The 15,424-nt window shown below is 60.4% G+C and carries 12 protein-coding genes and 2 pseudogenes; 9 read left to right on the forward strand and 5 right to left on the reverse strand.

Annotation, left to right across the window (positions count from 1 at the left end):
* Positions 1-180: 180 nt before the first annotated feature.
* The 3 genes and pseudogenes from AAEZ09_RS04935 (at position 181) to AAEZ09_RS04945 (ending at position 2,061) form a co-directional block, all read left to right on the forward strand.
* Positions 181-444, forward strand: a complete 264-nt coding sequence (locus AAEZ09_RS04935) for a DUF2790 domain-containing protein (protein ID WP_350598392.1) — start codon at positions 181-183, stop codon at positions 442-444.
* 42 nt (positions 445-486) lie between these two features.
* Positions 487-699 (forward strand): hypothetical protein, encoded by a 213-nt coding sequence (locus AAEZ09_RS04940; RefSeq protein WP_350598395.1) that lies wholly within the window; start codon positions 487-489, stop codon positions 697-699.
* A gap of 153 nt (positions 700-852) precedes the next feature.
* Positions 853-2,061 (forward strand): annotated as a pseudogene (locus tag AAEZ09_RS04945) (cytochrome c biogenesis protein DipZ).
* Between the two features lie 158 nt (positions 2,062-2,219).
* On the opposite strand, the pseudogene AAEZ09_RS04950 reads toward AAEZ09_RS04945, so the two are convergent.
* Positions 2,220-2,363 (reverse strand): annotated as a pseudogene (locus AAEZ09_RS04950) (AraC family transcriptional regulator); the annotation flags it as partial.
* A 240-nt stretch (positions 2,364-2,603) separates the two neighbouring features.
* Between AAEZ09_RS04950 and AAEZ09_RS04955 the strand changes: the two are divergent.
* A complete protein-coding gene (locus AAEZ09_RS04955) occupies positions 2,604-3,416 on the forward strand; it encodes a class I SAM-dependent methyltransferase (protein ID WP_350598397.1) in 813 nt (270 codons plus the stop codon).
* A 110-nt stretch (positions 3,417-3,526) separates the two neighbouring features.
* Here the strand turns inward: AAEZ09_RS04955 and pcsA are convergent, their stop codons facing one another.
* Positions 3,527-4,249, reverse strand: coding sequence for a phosphatidylcholine synthase (pcsA, locus tag AAEZ09_RS04960; protein WP_350598400.1), 723 nt, complete (start codon positions 4,247-4,249; stop codon positions 3,527-3,529).
* A gap of 264 nt (positions 4,250-4,513) precedes the next feature.
* On the opposite strand from pcsA, the gene AAEZ09_RS04965 reads away from it, so the two are divergent.
* The 4 genes from AAEZ09_RS04965 to ligD all read left to right on the forward strand — a co-directional run bounded on the left by AAEZ09_RS04965 (position 4,514) and on the right by ligD (position 10,499).
* Positions 4,514-5,239: a tellurite resistance TerB family protein gene (locus AAEZ09_RS04965; RefSeq protein WP_205892262.1), complete on the forward strand. Its 726-nt coding sequence runs from the start codon at positions 4,514-4,516 to the stop codon at positions 5,237-5,239.
* Between the two features lie 240 nt (positions 5,240-5,479).
* On the forward strand, positions 5,480-6,865 hold the full coding sequence (locus AAEZ09_RS04970) for an iron-containing redox enzyme family protein (RefSeq protein WP_350598402.1): 1,386 nt from the start codon (positions 5,480-5,482) through the stop codon (positions 6,863-6,865).
* A 10-nt stretch (positions 6,866-6,875) separates the two neighbouring features.
* Positions 6,876-7,868 (forward strand): methyltransferase, encoded by a 993-nt coding sequence (locus AAEZ09_RS04975; RefSeq protein ID WP_350598404.1) that lies wholly within the window; start codon positions 6,876-6,878, stop codon positions 7,866-7,868.
* A 3-nt stretch (positions 7,869-7,871) separates the two neighbouring features.
* Positions 7,872-10,499 carry a DNA ligase D gene (ligD, locus tag AAEZ09_RS04980; RefSeq protein ID WP_350598407.1) on the forward strand — a complete coding sequence of 876 codons (2,628 nt, stop codon included), beginning with the start codon at positions 7,872-7,874 and terminating at the stop codon, positions 10,497-10,499.
* A gap of 60 nt (positions 10,500-10,559) precedes the next feature.
* On the opposite strand, the gene AAEZ09_RS04985 is transcribed toward ligD, so the two are convergent.
* The 3 genes from AAEZ09_RS04985 to potE all read right to left on the reverse strand — a co-directional run bounded on the left by AAEZ09_RS04985 (position 10,560) and on the right by potE (position 14,744).
* Positions 10,560-10,961, reverse strand: coding sequence for a hypothetical protein (locus tag AAEZ09_RS04985; RefSeq protein ID WP_045059020.1), 402 nt, complete (start codon positions 10,959-10,961; stop codon positions 10,560-10,562).
* A 91-nt stretch (positions 10,962-11,052) separates the two neighbouring features.
* Complete coding sequence (locus AAEZ09_RS04990) at positions 11,053-13,338, reverse strand: Orn/Lys/Arg family decarboxylase (protein WP_350598409.1); 2,286 nt, start codon at positions 13,336-13,338, stop codon at positions 11,053-11,055.
* Complete coding sequence (potE, locus tag AAEZ09_RS04995; protein WP_045059022.1) at positions 13,335-14,744, reverse strand: putrescine-ornithine antiporter; 1,410 nt, start codon at positions 14,742-14,744, stop codon at positions 13,335-13,337. Before potE ends, AAEZ09_RS04990 begins: the two co-directional genes overlap by 4 nt.
* Positions 14,745-14,925: 181 nt before the next feature.
* On the opposite strand from potE, the gene AAEZ09_RS05000 reads away from it, so the two are divergent.
* Entirely contained in the window at positions 14,926-15,255 is a 330-nt protein-coding gene (locus AAEZ09_RS05000; protein WP_045059023.1) for a hypothetical protein, read from the forward strand.
* The last annotated feature ends 169 nt before the right edge of the window (positions 15,256-15,424 follow it).

Raw genomic sequence — 15,424 nt, forward strand, 5'->3', positions numbered from 1 at the left:
TTTTCCGGGTTTTGTATCGCTGTGTATCGGGAGGCGGTTCTGATACGTAGCGATTAACCCGCGCCTGATTCCGACACAGAGGGGATACCTGGCGGGCTTCTAATGAGCTCCATCGAGGCAACCCCAAACCGCCTCGGCTCAATACCACGATTGACCCATTGAAGCCTTGAGGAAACCGCCATGAACACCAAAGCCGTCTACGCCGCCTGCCTGTTTGCCGCGCTGAATATCTGCACCTTGTCGGCCCGTGCCGAAGCCACGGTCAAGCCTGAAACCTACACCTACGGCACGCATCTGGACATCAAGAAAGTCATCTCGATGAAACAGGACGCCACGCCGACCTGCGGAATCATCAACGCCCAGCTGACCTACCTCAATTCCCAGGGCGACACCAAGGTACTGGACTACCGAAAATTCGCTGACAACTGCCACGACGACAACTGAGTCGCCTGTTTGCCCATTACTGATTTTACGAGGATCCGCATCATGAAAAACCTGACCCGTTATCTGACCGCAGTGGCTTTTTCCGTAGCCGGCGCGGCTGCCCATGCCAATGCTGCGGTGGAGCAGAGCAGCTGCGCCGGTAGCACCTGTTTTCAACTGACCCCGGTGGGGCACAAGGATGCAAGCCCGCTGCTGGCCGAAGATGGCTCCAGCCGCACGCCGCAGGGGCAGTTGCTGGATACCCAGACGGCCTGAACCCAAACACCGTCCCTTTGTAGGAGCGAGCTCGCTCGCGATGGTCTAGTAGACACCGTGGGGTGCCAGGCGCCCCGCGTATTCGTTAACGACCATCGCGAGCGAGCTCGCTCCTACAGGGGGGCATGAACCGCTCATTATTCAGGTGATCCCATGTTAATCATCGCTTTTCTGGGCGGTATCCTCACCGTCCTCAGCCCGTGCATCCTCCCGGTCGTGCCGTTTTTGTTCGCCGGCGTTGACCGCAGCCGTACCTCGATCCTGCTGACCCTCGGCGGCATGGTCCTGACCTTCGCCCTGATCTCCAGCCTGGCGGTGGTCAGCAGCGAGTGGGTGGTACAGGCCAGTAACACCGGCCGCCACGTGGCATTGATGGTGATGGCACTGTTTGCGCTGTCGCTGATTTCCGCGCGCATTGGTGAATGGCTGGCGCGGCCTTTCGTGCTGCTGGGCAATCGCCTTGATCCCGACATGCGCAAAATGTCCGGCCCGGCAGGCTCGATCATGATCGGCGTGGCCACCGGCCTGCTCTGGGCACCCTGTGCCGGACCAATTCTCGGGGTGATCCTCACTGGCGCCATGTTGCAAGGCGCGAATGCCGGCACCAGCCTGCTGCTGGTGGCTTATGGGCTGGGCAGCGCGCTGTCGCTGGGTACCCTGATCTTCGCTGGTCGTGGCCTGGTAAACCGTCTCAAAGCATCGATACCGGTCACCGGCTGGTTGCGTCGCGGTGCTGGCGTGGCAGTGCTGGCCGCTGCAGTGGTGATCTCCACCGGTGCCGACAAGACCCTGCTGGCTGGCACGTCGTCCGAAGGCATCAGCAGCGTTGAGAAGGGGGTACTGGAGACCGTGCCAAAAGTGCTGGATTACTTCGTCAGCAAGGTCAAGGCCGATACCATGGACAACGCCCAGGGCGCCATGCCATCGCTGGCCGGTGCGGTCCAATGGCTCAACTCCCCGGAACTCAGCGGCGAATCGCTGAAAGGCAAGGTGGTGCTGGTGGATTTCTGAACCTTCGACTGCATCAACTGCCAGCGCACCTTGCCGTACGTGAAGGACTGGGCGAAGAAGTATGAGAAAGATGGCCTGGTGGTGATCGGCGTGCATACGCCTGAGTACGGTTTTGAACGCATCATCGATAACGTCAGGGACCAGGTGAAGAAGCTTGGCATCACCTACCCGGTGGCCATCGACAACAACTACGCGATCTGGCGCAATTTCGACAACCAGTACTGGCCCGCGCATTACCTGGTCGATGCCAAGGGGCAGGTGCGCTACACCCACTTTGGCGAAGGCGCCTACGACGCGCAGGAGCAGATGATTCAGCAACTGCTGGAGGAGGCCAAGGCGCCCGGAGCTTGATCGAGGCCACGCCTGACAAGCTGAACCCTGTAGGAGCTGCCGAAGGCTGCGATCTTTTGATCTTTGGCATGTGTGATCCCGCCGAAGATCAAAAGATCGCAGCCTTCGGCAGCTCCTACAGGGTGGGTCTCGCCGGCGGCCCATAGTTGAGATGATAGTCACCGCCGCTGCTGCACAGTCCCGGTCTGGCAGCGGCGCCAGGCCGCAGGCGGTGAGCCGAATTCGCGCCGAAATGCGCGACTGAAGGCGGTGTCCTTCTGGCATCCGACGTCCTCGGCACTGCGCGTCAATGAACTGTTGCTGCGGCTCGCGCTCGGCCCGCACCGCCTTGAGGCGCCGGCGGTGCGGGCCAGCAATGGGAAAACTCCGGACGATCGGACACGCCTGGCCGACGATCGGACAGGACGCCGCCGTGCTGCGGCGCGATAGTTTGCCTGCAGGCCAAAAACCCTGTTCCCATATCAAGAATGAGAGGTTGTCATGCCTAAGTTCGTCATTGAACGGGAGATAGCAGGTGCAGGAGCACTGTTGGAGCGCAATTCATGAGCACACCCATTGATCTAACTGCCTTGAAAAACCGTCAGATGGCCGCCTGGGCCAGTGGCGACTACGCCGTGATCGGCACCACCTTGCAGATCGTCGGCGAGCAGTTGGCCGAGGCCTGCGACCTGCTGTGCGATGAGCGCGTGCTGGACGTCGCCGCCGGTAACGGCAATGCCACGCTCGCGGCCGCACGGCGCGGTTGCATCGTCACTTCCACCGACTATGTGGCCGCATTGCTGGAACGCGGCGAGGACCGCTCGCGGGCAGAGCGCCTGCAAGTCACCTTTCAGGTCGCCGATGCCGAAGCATTGCCCTTTGAAGATGCGAGTTTTGATGCGGTGCTGTCGACCTTCGGCGTGATGTTCACCCCCGATCAATCGAAAGCAGCTGCAGAGCTGGCCCGGGTGTGCCGCCCCGGAGGCCGTATCGGCCTGGCCAACTGGACGCCCGAAGGCTTCGTTGGCCAGGTGTTCAAGACCCTGGGCAAGCATATGCCACCACCACCGGGTGCGCAGCCGCCTTCGCAGTGGGGTACCGAGGCCTGGCTGCATGCGCACTTCGACGAGCGCAGTTTCCTGGTCCAGGTCAGCCGCCGGACCTTCAACTTCCGCTATCGCTCGGCGGCCCATTTCATCGACACGTTTCGCCGCTGGTACGGTCCGGTGCACAAGGCATTCGCCGCGCTGCCGCCCGATGGCGCCAAGGCGCTGGAAGCAGACCTGACCGAGTTGCTCAACCGGATGAACAGGGCGGGCGAGAAATCACTGGTGGTGCCGAGCGAGTACCTGGAGGTGGTCATCACCCGGCGCTGAACCCCGGTAGGCGTTGCCGCAGGCTGCGATCTTCGATCTTGAGATATAAGGTCAGGATCAAGAGATCGCAGCCTGCGGCAGCTCCTACGTTAGCGTCATCTTTTGGCGGGTTATTTGTGCCGCGATCCATCAAACCACTCCAGCGCCGTACGCCAGATGCAAATGCCCAGGAAGTAAGCCGACATCAGCAACCACAGCCACATCACAAGCGGGTTGATCACCGGATGGTTGACCACCAGCGACAAGCTGCACAACAACCAGATGGCCGTCACGGCAATATTGATCGGCATGAATTTACGCACGCGAAACGGGTGCAGGAACTTCATGCGGGTCACGGTCAGCAGCGCCAGGCCAATCACCGTGAGGAAGGTGATCCATGGCGAAGGCGCAATGATGTACAGGCACAGCGCCACCACGTTCCACGCAGCGGGGAAGCCCTGGAAGTAGTTGTCCTTGCTCTTCATATTGACGTTGCAAAAACAGAACAGCGAAGACACCAGGATCAGCGACACCGTTAGCAGCAGCGTGTAGTCCGGCAACGGAATGTAGCGATAGATGAACAGCGCGGGGATGAATACGTAGGTCAGGTAGTCAATGACCAGGTCGAGGATCGAACCGTCGAAGCTGGGCAGCACCGACTGCACGTTGACCTTGCGCGCCAATGCGCCATCCAGTCCATCGACGATCAGCGCGACGCCGAGCCACAGCAGGCAACTGGTCGGCTGGTTATCCAGCAGGGCGAGGGTCGCGAGGAAGGCGGTGACCACGCCGGTGGCGGTAAAACCATGGGCGCCCCATGCTTTGAGCCTGGCGATGTGTAGGGTCGATATCACGGGGGCGTTCTCCAAAAAGTGAAGCAAGCCAGTCATCACCCTCGCGAGCGAGGGCGGCGGCAAACCGGTTCGGGTTGCAGGTATCGACCGAAAATCCGCGAATAAGGTTCACCGTCAGTAAATCTTAGCTGCGTCGCGGGAAAATACTTCGGCTAAATCCACGCCGCTGTTGCCCTGATGTCGGCAGCCAGACGGTGGTGGCAGATTGGCGCGCAAGGACTATCGTTTCCTGACCGAAATACTTCTATTAATAAGGACGACGTCATGAACACCAGCGACCTGCTCGAACAACTGCTCCGTGGCCAAGCCTCGCAGCAAACGGGTGCCGCTTCCCCCAAGGGAGGCATCGGCGGTGATCTTGGCGGGTTGCTGGGCGGCCTGTTGGGTGGCGGTCGCGCCGGTTCCAGCATGGGCGGCGGTGGCTTGGGCGGTTTGCTCGGTGGCCTGCTTGGCGGTGGTTCGGCCCTGGGCGGCGCGAACCAGAACCGATCCGGACGCAGTGGCGCAATGAATTACGCGGCCCTGGCCTCGCTCGGCATGATGGCCTTCCAGGCTTATCAGGCCTGGCAGCGCAATCAGGCGTCATCTGTCCCGCAGCAAGCGCCACAGACCGTGAACCTGCTGGCCGGACCGGAAGTCGAGGAACACAGCCACGCTATCTTGCGCGCGCTGATCGCAGCGGCCAAGGCCGACGGCCGGATCGACCCTGCCGAGCATGAGATGATCAGTACAGAAATCGGCCGTCACACCGACGACCCGCAACTGCAACAATGGCTGGACAACGAAGTATCCCGGCCTCTGGATGCCGCCGACGTGGCACAGTCGGCCACGGACCCTGGTATTGCTGCCGAAATGTACCTGGCCAGCGTGATGCTGGTGGACGACCAGCAGGATGTTGAGCGCGCGTATCTGGACGAACTGGCAGCCGCATTGAGCATAGATCCACAGCTGCAAGTGCATCTGGAACAGCAGGCCAAGGGCACTGCATAAGCCATCACGCAAACCCGAATGTGCAGGGTTTGCTGGCGATCACGACGGCAGCGGTCTATCTGGCCGGCCCCATCGCGAGCAAGCTCGCTCCTACAAGGGGGCTTGTTTACTCCAGGCCCTGGCCGTCTGTCCGGCCATTTTTAACCTCGATTGAATTTTCTCCCTGGCTCATCGATCTGCTGCAGTAGAGACGCGTTGATTCAGCGTCCTGCCACTGGCCATAGACCGAGAGATGCGCCCATGACTGCCCTGACAAGACTTGAAGCCCGGCCTGCCCGCGCAGAGTCGATCCCGACCGCCGGTAGCCTGAAAAATACCTATGCCCAACTGCTGCTCAACGTCGATGACGCGCAGCGCAAATCCCTGGCGCGGACGTTCCTGGTCGAGCAACTTCAACAGGCCCAAGACCTGCCTGAGGAGATGCCCCGGGACCTGTCTGCCTTGCCAGGGTTTGTGGAACAGCACTGCGCGCAGGTAGCGCGCCAGTACGCCGATTATCTGCAACAACGCAAGGATGGCGGCCCACGTCAGTTCTTCAGCAACAAGGCCCATGCGCTGTTTTTCCTGCAGGCTGTCGGGCCGACCAAATTGGTGGACGGCGCATGGTTGTATGGCTTGCTGAGCCACTGGCGTGACCCGCGGTTCGACGGGCTGATCTGCACCTACCTGGAAGAATTGGGCGACGGCAATCCGGCGCAAAACCACGTAGTGATCTATCGCAAGCTCTTGGCCGAACATGGCCTGGATGACACCTGCGCGCTGCCCGACGAGCGATACCTGCAAGGCGCGATCCAGCTGGCGCTGGGCGAGTGCAGCGATGACTTCATGCCTGAAGTGATCGGCTACAACCTCGGTTATGAACAACTGCCGCTGCACCTGCTGATCAGCGCCTATGAACTGAGCGAACTGGGCATCGATCCCTACTATTTCACGCTCCATGTCACCATCGATAACGCCAGCACCGGCCACGCGCAAAAAGCCGTGCAGTCAGTGCTGCAGCTGATGCCGCTGGAAGGCGACCGAGAAGAGTTCCTGCGTCGGGTTGCTGCTGGCTATCGACTTAACGATCTGGGGCAGGGCAGTCGCGCGATTATCGAGTCGTTCGACCTCGAGCAAGAGCTGCTGGGCATGCTCGAACGCAAGCGTCCGTTCGGCCAGCACATGCATTCGGACTATTGCCGTTTCGAGGGCAAGACGGTCAATCAGTGGTTGTCTTCACCCGAGCAATTACCCGGTTTCCTCAGTGCCATGGAAAACAAGGGCTGGATCAAGCGCCACCAGGATCCGCAGGGCAGCCGGTTCTGGCAGATGATAGTGGGTGATGGTGCGGCGATGTTCGGTGTGTTCAGCCCTTATGAGAAACAATTGCTGCATGACTGGATCGCTGGAGACTGGGCGCCCGAGCGTGCAAGGCCGGCACATCGGCGTGTAGTCAGTGCCGCCCGGGTTCCTGAGCTGCCGGCCAGTGACCCTGACGTGCAGACGCTGCAAGCGTCCCTCGCGGGGCTGGATCCCCATGCACAGATGCCCGTGTTGATCCCGTGGCTGTCAGCCCATCGTCACTCACACCCGGCGGGACTGCTCGCCACGCGGCGCTACATCGAACTTAAATCCAGCCTGCGCTAGGGAGCTGCACATGAATCAGGAAGAACGACTGGACGCCGACGAACTGGCTCTATTGCAGCTGGGAAGACGCCTGCAGGCGGACGGCTATCGTTTTGTCACGCCCACTCCGCTCACCCACCAGCGAGTACTCGACCGCGACGCCACGCGCCCGGCAAAAAACCTGCGGGATGTCTACGGCTGGTCGCGGACGTTCGAGTCCGGGCTGCTGCCTGTCGATGAACAGCACCAGCTGCAGCGGGCCGGCGTCCTGGTGGAGAGCCAGGGGCGGCTGAAAAGTCGCGTACGCTGGTCGAGCCTCGACGATTTGCTATTCGTGCACTCGGGCTTTCCTACTGAAGCGGCCGATTCGGTTTTTTTTGGACCGGACAGTTATCGCTTTGCGCAGTTAATCCACACGCACCTGCAGCAGAGCTTTGCGCCGATTCGCCGTGCCGTGGATATCGGTTGCGGCGCTGGCGTCGGGGCAATCGTGATTGCCCGGGCGCGCCGTGAAGCGCAAGTGCTGGCGGTCGATATCAACCCGGCGGCATTGCGCCTGACCACGGTCAATGCCGCCCTGGCCGAGGTGGCCAATATCACAGTGGAGGCCAGCGACGTGCTACAGGACGTCGACGGCCAGTTTGATCTCATAGTCGCCAATCCGCCGTATATGGCCGACCCCGGTGAGCGCGCATACCGCCATGGCGGTGGCGAGTTCGGCGAGCAGTTGTCGGTGCGCATCGTCGAACAGGCGCTCAATCGCCTGGCAGCCGGAGGCTCGCTGGTACTGTATACGGGGGTGGCCATGGTCGAGGGGCTGGATCCATTCCTCGAAGCGTTGTCGTCGCGCCTGGCCTCGCCACTGTTCGCTTGGACTTACCGCGAGATCGATCCCGATGTGTTTGGCGAGGAACTCTTGACTCCGGGTTATCAGCGGGTCGAGCGGATCGCAGTGGTAGCGTTGATCGTCACGCACATCGGCCCCGGCATCGGGGGCAGCGTTGCAACGGCATCAGGGGAGTGAGCCATGACCCGGAACCTTGACGATTACAACCGCATGCGCGACTTTTCCGCGACTTCCGAGCCGGCGGCGAAACGACCAGGCAAGAAAAAGTCCAAAGACCATGCCTTGCAGTTCTGCATCCAGAAGCATGACGCTTCGCGCTTGCACTATGATTTCCGCCTGGAGCTCGACGGAGCCCTGAAGAGCTGGGCGGTTCCCAAGGGGCCGTCCCTGGATCCCAAGGTCAAGCGCCTGGCGGTGCATGTCGAGGATCACCCGATCGATTACGCGACCTTTGAGGGCAGTATTCCCGAGGGACATTACGGGGCCGGTGATGTGATCGTCTGGGATCGCGGGGTGTGGATACCCCAGGAGGATCCGGCCCAAGCCTACGCCAAGGGCAAGCTCAAGTTCGAACTGCAGGGCGAGAAGCTCAGCGGATTGTGGAACCTGGTGCGCACGCACATGCCGGGTAAACAGGAGCAATGGTTCCTGATCAAGCATCAGGACAGCGCGGCCAAACCCGAGAGCGATTACGACGTGGTCGTCGCCGCGCCCGACAGCGTGCTCAGCGACCGCACCATCCTGCCGAAAAAGGCCAAGGCCGCCGCCAAACCCAAGCCCGTCAAAAAGCCCGCATCCAAGGTCGCCCCTGAAGGCCGCTCGGCCAGGCTTACCGGCGCTCACAAGGCCAAGCTCCCGGAGCTGATCAAGCCGGAACTGGCGACCCTGGTCGAAAAAGCCCCGGATGGCGAATGGAGCTATGAGATCAAGTTCGACGGCTATCGAATCATGGCGCGTATCGACCATGGCCAGGTCAAGCTCTTCACCCGCAACGGCCATGACTGGACACACAAACTGCCGGCGCAAGCCAAGGCGCTGACCGACCTGGACCTCGAGTCGGCCTGGCTCGACGGTGAGATGGTGGTAGCCAACGAGCAGGGAGTTCCAGATTTTCAGGCCCTGCAAAATGCCTTCGAAGAGGGCAGCAGTGGCAACATCCTTTACTACCTGTTCGACATGCCATACCTCAACGGCGTCGACCTGCGTGAAGTGCCGGTGGAAGAACGTCGGGTGGCACTGGCGACGGTCCTCAGAACTCACGAAGATCCCTTGCTGCGGTTTTCTGACTCATTCGGCGAAGCGCCGGATGCCTTGCTCACCAGCGCCTGCCAGATGCAGATGGAAGGCCTGATCGGCAAGCGCCTGGGCTCCCCTTATGTGTCGCGGCGCAGTGGCGACTGGATCAAGCTCAAGTGTAAGCATCGGCAGGAATTCGTGGTGGTGGGTTACACCGATCCCAAGGGTTCGCGCAGTGCCTTCGGCGCGTTGTTGCTGGGCTTGCATGATCGCGACAGCGGCAAATTGCGCTACGCCGGTAAGGTGGGCACCGGGTTCAACGAAACGACACTGAAGAGCATTTACGCGCAATTGCTGCCGTTGAAGGCGAAGAAACCCTCGGTCGCCAACCCGCCCTCGGGGTTCGATGCCAAGGGTGTGCATTGGCTCAAGCCGGTGTTGCTGGCGGAAATTGCCTTTGCCGAAATGACCAAGGACGGCTCCGTGCGCCACGCGGTGTTCCATGGCTTGCGTGACGACAAGCCGGCCAAAGACATCACTGAGGAGCGCCCAGCCGTGGTGAAAAAAAGCGCTGCATCGGCGCCTGCTGCCAGGAAGTCTGCTACCAGGAACCCTCCAACCAAAAAGCCTGCCGGCAAAAAAGCCGCCGCAGAGCAAGCCAGCCCGGCGCCATCCCAGGCGGGACTTGCTGCGGGCAAGGTGCGCATTACTCATCCGGACCGGGTGATCGATGCCAGCAGTGGCACCACCAAGATGCAACTGGCCGAGTATTACGCCCGAGTCGCCGAATTCATCCTGCCCGAACTGAAGGATCGCCCGGTCGCCCTGGTGCGCGCCCCGGATGGCATCGCCGGCGAACTGTTCTTCCAGAAAAACGCCGAGCGCCTGGCGATCCCGGGCATTACTACCCTGGACAAGGACCTTACCGGGCAGCCGGTGATGATGATCAACAACGCCGAAGCGCTGATCGGTGCCGTGCAGATGAGCACGGTGGAACTGCATACCTGGAATGCCACGTCCGATAAGCTGGACAGGCCTGACCGATTCATCCTCGACCTCGACCCTGACCCGGCGCTGCCTTGGAAAAGCATGGTCGAGGCGACTCAGCTGACCCTTTCGGTGCTGGATGAACTGGGGCTTAAGGCGTTCCTAAAGACCAGCGGTGGCAAAGGTATTCATGTGGTGGTGCCGCTGACCCGCAAGCTTGGCTGGGATGAGGTGAAAGAATTCAGTCACGCGATTGTCAGCCACATGGCGAAACTGCTGCCAGAACGGTTTTCCGCCGTGTCCGGGCCGAAAAACCGCGTCGGGCGGATATTCATCGACTATCTGCGCAACGGCCTTGGCGCCACGACGATCTGCGCCTACGCGGTGCGCACCCGTGAAGGGCTGCCGGTGTCAGTGCCGATTTTCAGGGAGGAAGTAGGAGAGCTGAAGGGCGGTAATCAATGGAATGTGCACAACGTGCATGAACGCCTTGCCGAGGTCGGCCATGAGCCCTGGGCAAACCTGAAAAAAACCCGCCAGACCATCACCGCCGATATGCGCCGTCGCGTTGGAATGAAAAAGTAGGCCTCACAACGGGTTAATTGCGGGCTTCAGAGTTTGCTGGATTTGCCCCTGATCTACGTTTCACGCATCTCTGAGCAGGTCATTGGCATTGAGCAATTCATAAGCCACTTCAGGATGCTTCTCCAACCCGCGCCGAATCGCCGCCGGGATCGATGCGCGGGTCTTGCGGCACAAGCCGGGCAGTTCGGCGATCGAAATGGCGATGCCGCGCATGGTCCGGACTTCGTTGAAGCCTGGCGCAATGTCAACGCGGATGCCCAGTTGTTCGTGCATGCGGCGTTGCAAGCGCTCCAGGTCACCAAGGCTCTGGAGGTTCTCCAGACGCTCGAGCAGACGTTTTTCCTCCGCACGGGTCAGCAGCAGGATGCGCACGTCCGCGCCCGGGGTTTCCAACAGCGGATCACGCCCGCAATCGCAGGCGCCGGGAGGGCAGGGTTGGCGGAACGCAGGCATGTTGGTCATGGTGGTCAATCATAGCAGCCGAATCGGCTGCCGAAACTACCTTCAACCCACCACTACACCGAGCACACCCGTCGCCCCACAGACGCTTACTTCACTTCAACACCAACAACCGCGATACGCCGTCCTCGGTTTCAATGCCGTGCGTATCATGGGTAAAGCCCGGGAAGGACTTGTCGAAGTTCTCCAGCGCCTTCAGATATGCCAGCAATGGCCCATCCGCAGGTCCTGCGTTCTCGCCCGGCATCAACAACGGAATACCCGGTGGATAAGGCACGATCCCGGTCGCGACAACGCGCCCGGCAGCTTCTTCCAGAGTCACCAGTTCGACTTCGTTCCTCACCAGCTTCTCATACGCTTCCACCGGGCTGAACTCGGCTTGCGGCAGCATGCCGAAGGCCTGGGCCATGGTGGAAGTGGTCTTGTTCTCCTTCATCGCGGCGAAAATCTCGTCGCCCAGGTTTTTCAGGCCCATGCCGGCATAGCGCTGCTGGTTCGCGGCCAACAAGTCCGGCAGGCACAGTTCGAGCTCCACGTTCTCGTCGTAGTCACGCTTGAAGTCGAGCAAGGCGTTGACCAGCGTGCCCCATTTGCCTTTGGTGATGCCGATGGAGAACAGGAACAGGATGGTGAAGTCAGTGGTTTTTTCCACCACGATGCCCTGGCGACCGAGGTACGCCGTCAGCACGCAAGCGGGAATGCCGGATTCCAGCAAATTGCCGTCGTCGCCCATGCCCGGGCTCAGCACCGACACCTTGATGGGGTCAAGCATGCAGTAGCCGTCTTCGATGTCGCCAAAGCCGTGCCACACCTCATTAGGGTGCAGTACCCAGCAGTTCGGCTCGGTTTTCAGCAACTGCGGATCGACCTCATGGAACGGCACCGCCGCCGCGCCGACTTGCACGGTCGGTGGCTGCCAGCAGGTGAAGAACCACTGGTCATTGCTGGCCATCTCATGGTGCATGCGCGAGATGACCTGGCGGAAGCTGATCGCTTCTTCGATGGATTCAGTGGTGAGGATTTGCCCGCTGGGCGCTTCCATCATCGCCGAGCTGACGTCGCATGAGGCCATGATCGCGTAGTTCGGCGAGGTTGAGGCGTGCATCATGTACGATTCGTTGAAGCGTGCATGGGGGATCGGATTACGGCCGTTACGCACGTGAATCATCGACGCCTGGGACAGTGCGGCCAGCAGTTTGTGGGTCGATTGGGTGGCGAACACGGTTGGCCGGGACTCGTCGTGATCCTCAGGGGCGCCATGCATGGCGAAGCGTTCGCGGTACAGCGGGTTGAACCGCGCATAGCCGTACCAGGCCTCGTCGAAATGCAGACGATCGACGCTTTCCCCCAGCAATTTCTCGACTCGGGTGACGTTGTAGGTCAGGCCATCGTAGGTAGAGTTGGTGATGATGGCGTGGACCGGCGTCGGATCGATGCCTTCCTTGACCAACGGGTTGTTGGCAATGGCGGCCTTGACGCCCTCGGCGCTCAAAGTCTGCGGCAGGATCGGGCCGATGATGCCGTAGCGATTGCGGGTCGGCACCAGGTAGGTCGGGATGGCCCCGGACAACGTCATCGCATGTTCAGCAGATTTGTGGCAGTTGCGGTCGCACAGGGCGATCTGATCGCGCGTGACGCTGGCCATGAGGATGACGCGGTTGGACATCGAGGAGCCGTTGGTCACGTAATAGGTGCGGTGCGCGCCGAACACCTTGGCCGCGTAGCGCTCGCCCTGGCCGATCGGGCCGCTGTGATCGAGCAGGGAGCCCAATTCGCCGACCGAAATCGACAGGTCGGAGCGCAACAGGTTTTCGCCGAAGAATTCGTAGAACGCGCGTCCGGCAGTGCTTTTCAGGAAGGCGGTGCCACCGGCATGGCCAGGGGTGTGCCAAGAGTATTCGTAGGAGCGGGAGAACTTCACCAGCGCGCCAAACATTGGCGGTAGAGCGGCCTGCCGATAGCGCTCGATGGCTGCCATGATGCGGCCGCTGAGGAAGCGACTGGTGTCTTCCGGCAGCCAGATGAAGTCGTCGGCATGCTGCATCACCACCAGCGGAATGTTCGACGCGGTACTGCGGTCGCTGATCAGGAATACCGGCACCCGAGTGTTGCGCTCGCGCAGGGTGGTCAGCAGCTTGATGCATTCCTCATGGCCTTCACTTTCGTCCATTTCCCAGCTGAGCAACACGCACTGGATGGCCGAGTCCGAACGCAGGATCGACGTCGCGTCGCTCAGGCTTTCCGACATCAACACGCTGATGGAGCGTTCTTCCACGTCGTGGATCAGTTGGTCCAGGGCGCGACCGAAGACGGTACGTTTGTCCGGGGGAGTGCCCACCACCAGCGCGAGCATGCCCAGCGAGTGTTTATATTCCGTCATGATCTAACCTCCAAAGGCACAGTATTCAAATGATTCACCGGCACCGGTTCGCCCGTGATGTGCTGGGCGCTGACCGTCTGCGTCGGTACGCTGTTGTTGTGCGCTTCAAGCGCAATCAAGCGGTTGTTGACGAAGCTGAACAGGGTGTAGCCGAAGATCGTCGCCACGCCGCCGAGCATCAGCGCCTGCTCGCCTGAACTGTACAGCGCCAGGTAACTGTAGGCCGTGGCGACCCAGGCAATGATGTTGGTAGCCAGTGCCTTGCCTGCCGGTACGTTGGAGACCTTCTGGATCGTCATGAGGGCCGCCATCGACAGTATGTACGGGATCAGGTTGGTGACCACTGCCAGGTTGACCAGAATGTCGAACTGCTTGCTCAGATCCGGACTGATGGTCAGGAAGCCGATTGCAGTCTGGATCGCCAGCAGGATCAACATGCCGACAATCGGCGTGCCGGCCTTGGTGGCCTTGGCGAAGATCGGCAGGAAGTAACCGGTATCCGCCGAGCTCTTGAACACTTGGGCAATGGTGAACTGCCAGCCCAGTAACGAGCCAATGCAGGCCAGGATCATCGCCGCCATGACGATGTTACCGACCATCGGATTGAACATCTTGGCGAACACCAGCCCGAACGGCGCGGTGGAGGAGGCCAGCTCCGGATTGCCGACGATGCCGGCGATCACGTTGGTGGAGACGATGTAGATCACCGCTGCGCCCAAGGTGCCGCCGAGTACGGCGATCGGTACGTTCTTCTCCGGGTTTTCCACGGCGTCGGTGTTGGCGCACGCCGATTCCAGGCCCAGGAAAGCCCACAACGTGATCGCCACCGAAGCCCCCGCTGCTTCCAGATAGCCCATGTTGTGCGGGTTCCATCCCGCCGCGTAGACGCTGCTGTCGAACCAGAACCAGCCGACGGTGGAAACCAGGACCACAGGTGCGATCACGCCCCAGACGGTGATCGAACCGATTTTGCCAGTAATCCGCGCGCCGCCGAAGTTGGCGAACGTGGTGATCCACAGCAACGCAATGGTCGCCAGGCCTACTTGCAGCGAATCGAGTTTGACGTCGAACAGCGTCTGTATATAGCCGACCGCCGTAATGCTGATCGCCACGTTGGCAATCAACAGCGAGACGCCGTAGGTGTAGTTGGTCAGGTAGTTGCCGGCCTTGCCGAAGGTGTATTCAGCGTAGCCACCCATGCCGCCCGTCTTGCGGCTGAGCATCCCGCAGCGCGCGAAGGCATAAGCCAGCGCGAGGGAACCGGTGGCTGTGATCAGCCAGGAAAGAATGGAAATTCCGCCGACTTCGGCGAGTTTGGTTGGCAACAATATGATGCCGGACCCCAACATGTTGACGGCTGTCAACATTGTCAGTTGCCCTACCGTCATTTTCTTTGCGACTGACATTCCGTTGCCTCACTTTAGAACATTGGAGTGTTAGCTATAGCTAACAAAATGGATGTTGCAAGAAATGTCTTGGATTTATCAAGAACTATTCTCATGTAGGCGTAAGGCATTTTACTGGCCCCGAACGTTGCGGGTTTTGATCAGAATCAATTTAATTTCAAATTGTTAGGATCGAATCTACATGCGGAGTGTGATGATCGCGTTAATGTCGTGCGGGCTGGCCAGTGTGGCGACGATGACCGAAGCCAGGGAACTGAAGACGAATGATCGTTACATGTGCAGTTGGGGCGCGGGGACGGCCGCTAAAGCCCAGGAGTTGAAGCTGGCGGGAGTGTCGCTGTACGCAGCGCGGCAGAAGCTGCAGACCTACAAATTCACCAAACCGTGGATGCGCATGATGGCCATGGGCATCACCGAACAGACCTACGACAGCCCCTCGCGGATCAAGCCGGCGGCCATTCGCCAAGGCTTTTATGAGGATTGTGTCCGATACAAGCTGGCACGTCGGTAAACACTCTGGAATCCCATGGGGTCCCCGTAGGAGCTGCCGCAGGCTGCGATCTTTTGATCCTGGAAAATCAAAAGATCGCAGCCTCGTTTCACTCGGCAGCTCCTTGTATGTTGACCCAGCACCCAGCGAGAGAGGTCTAAGCTCGTTGGTGCTGACATACAAAGATGTG

Source organism: Pseudomonas sp. 65/3-MNA-CIBAN-0223 (genome assembly GCF_040310425.1).
Taxonomy (GTDB): Bacteria; Pseudomonadota; Gammaproteobacteria; order Pseudomonadales; family Pseudomonadaceae; genus Aquipseudomonas; species Aquipseudomonas gregormendelii.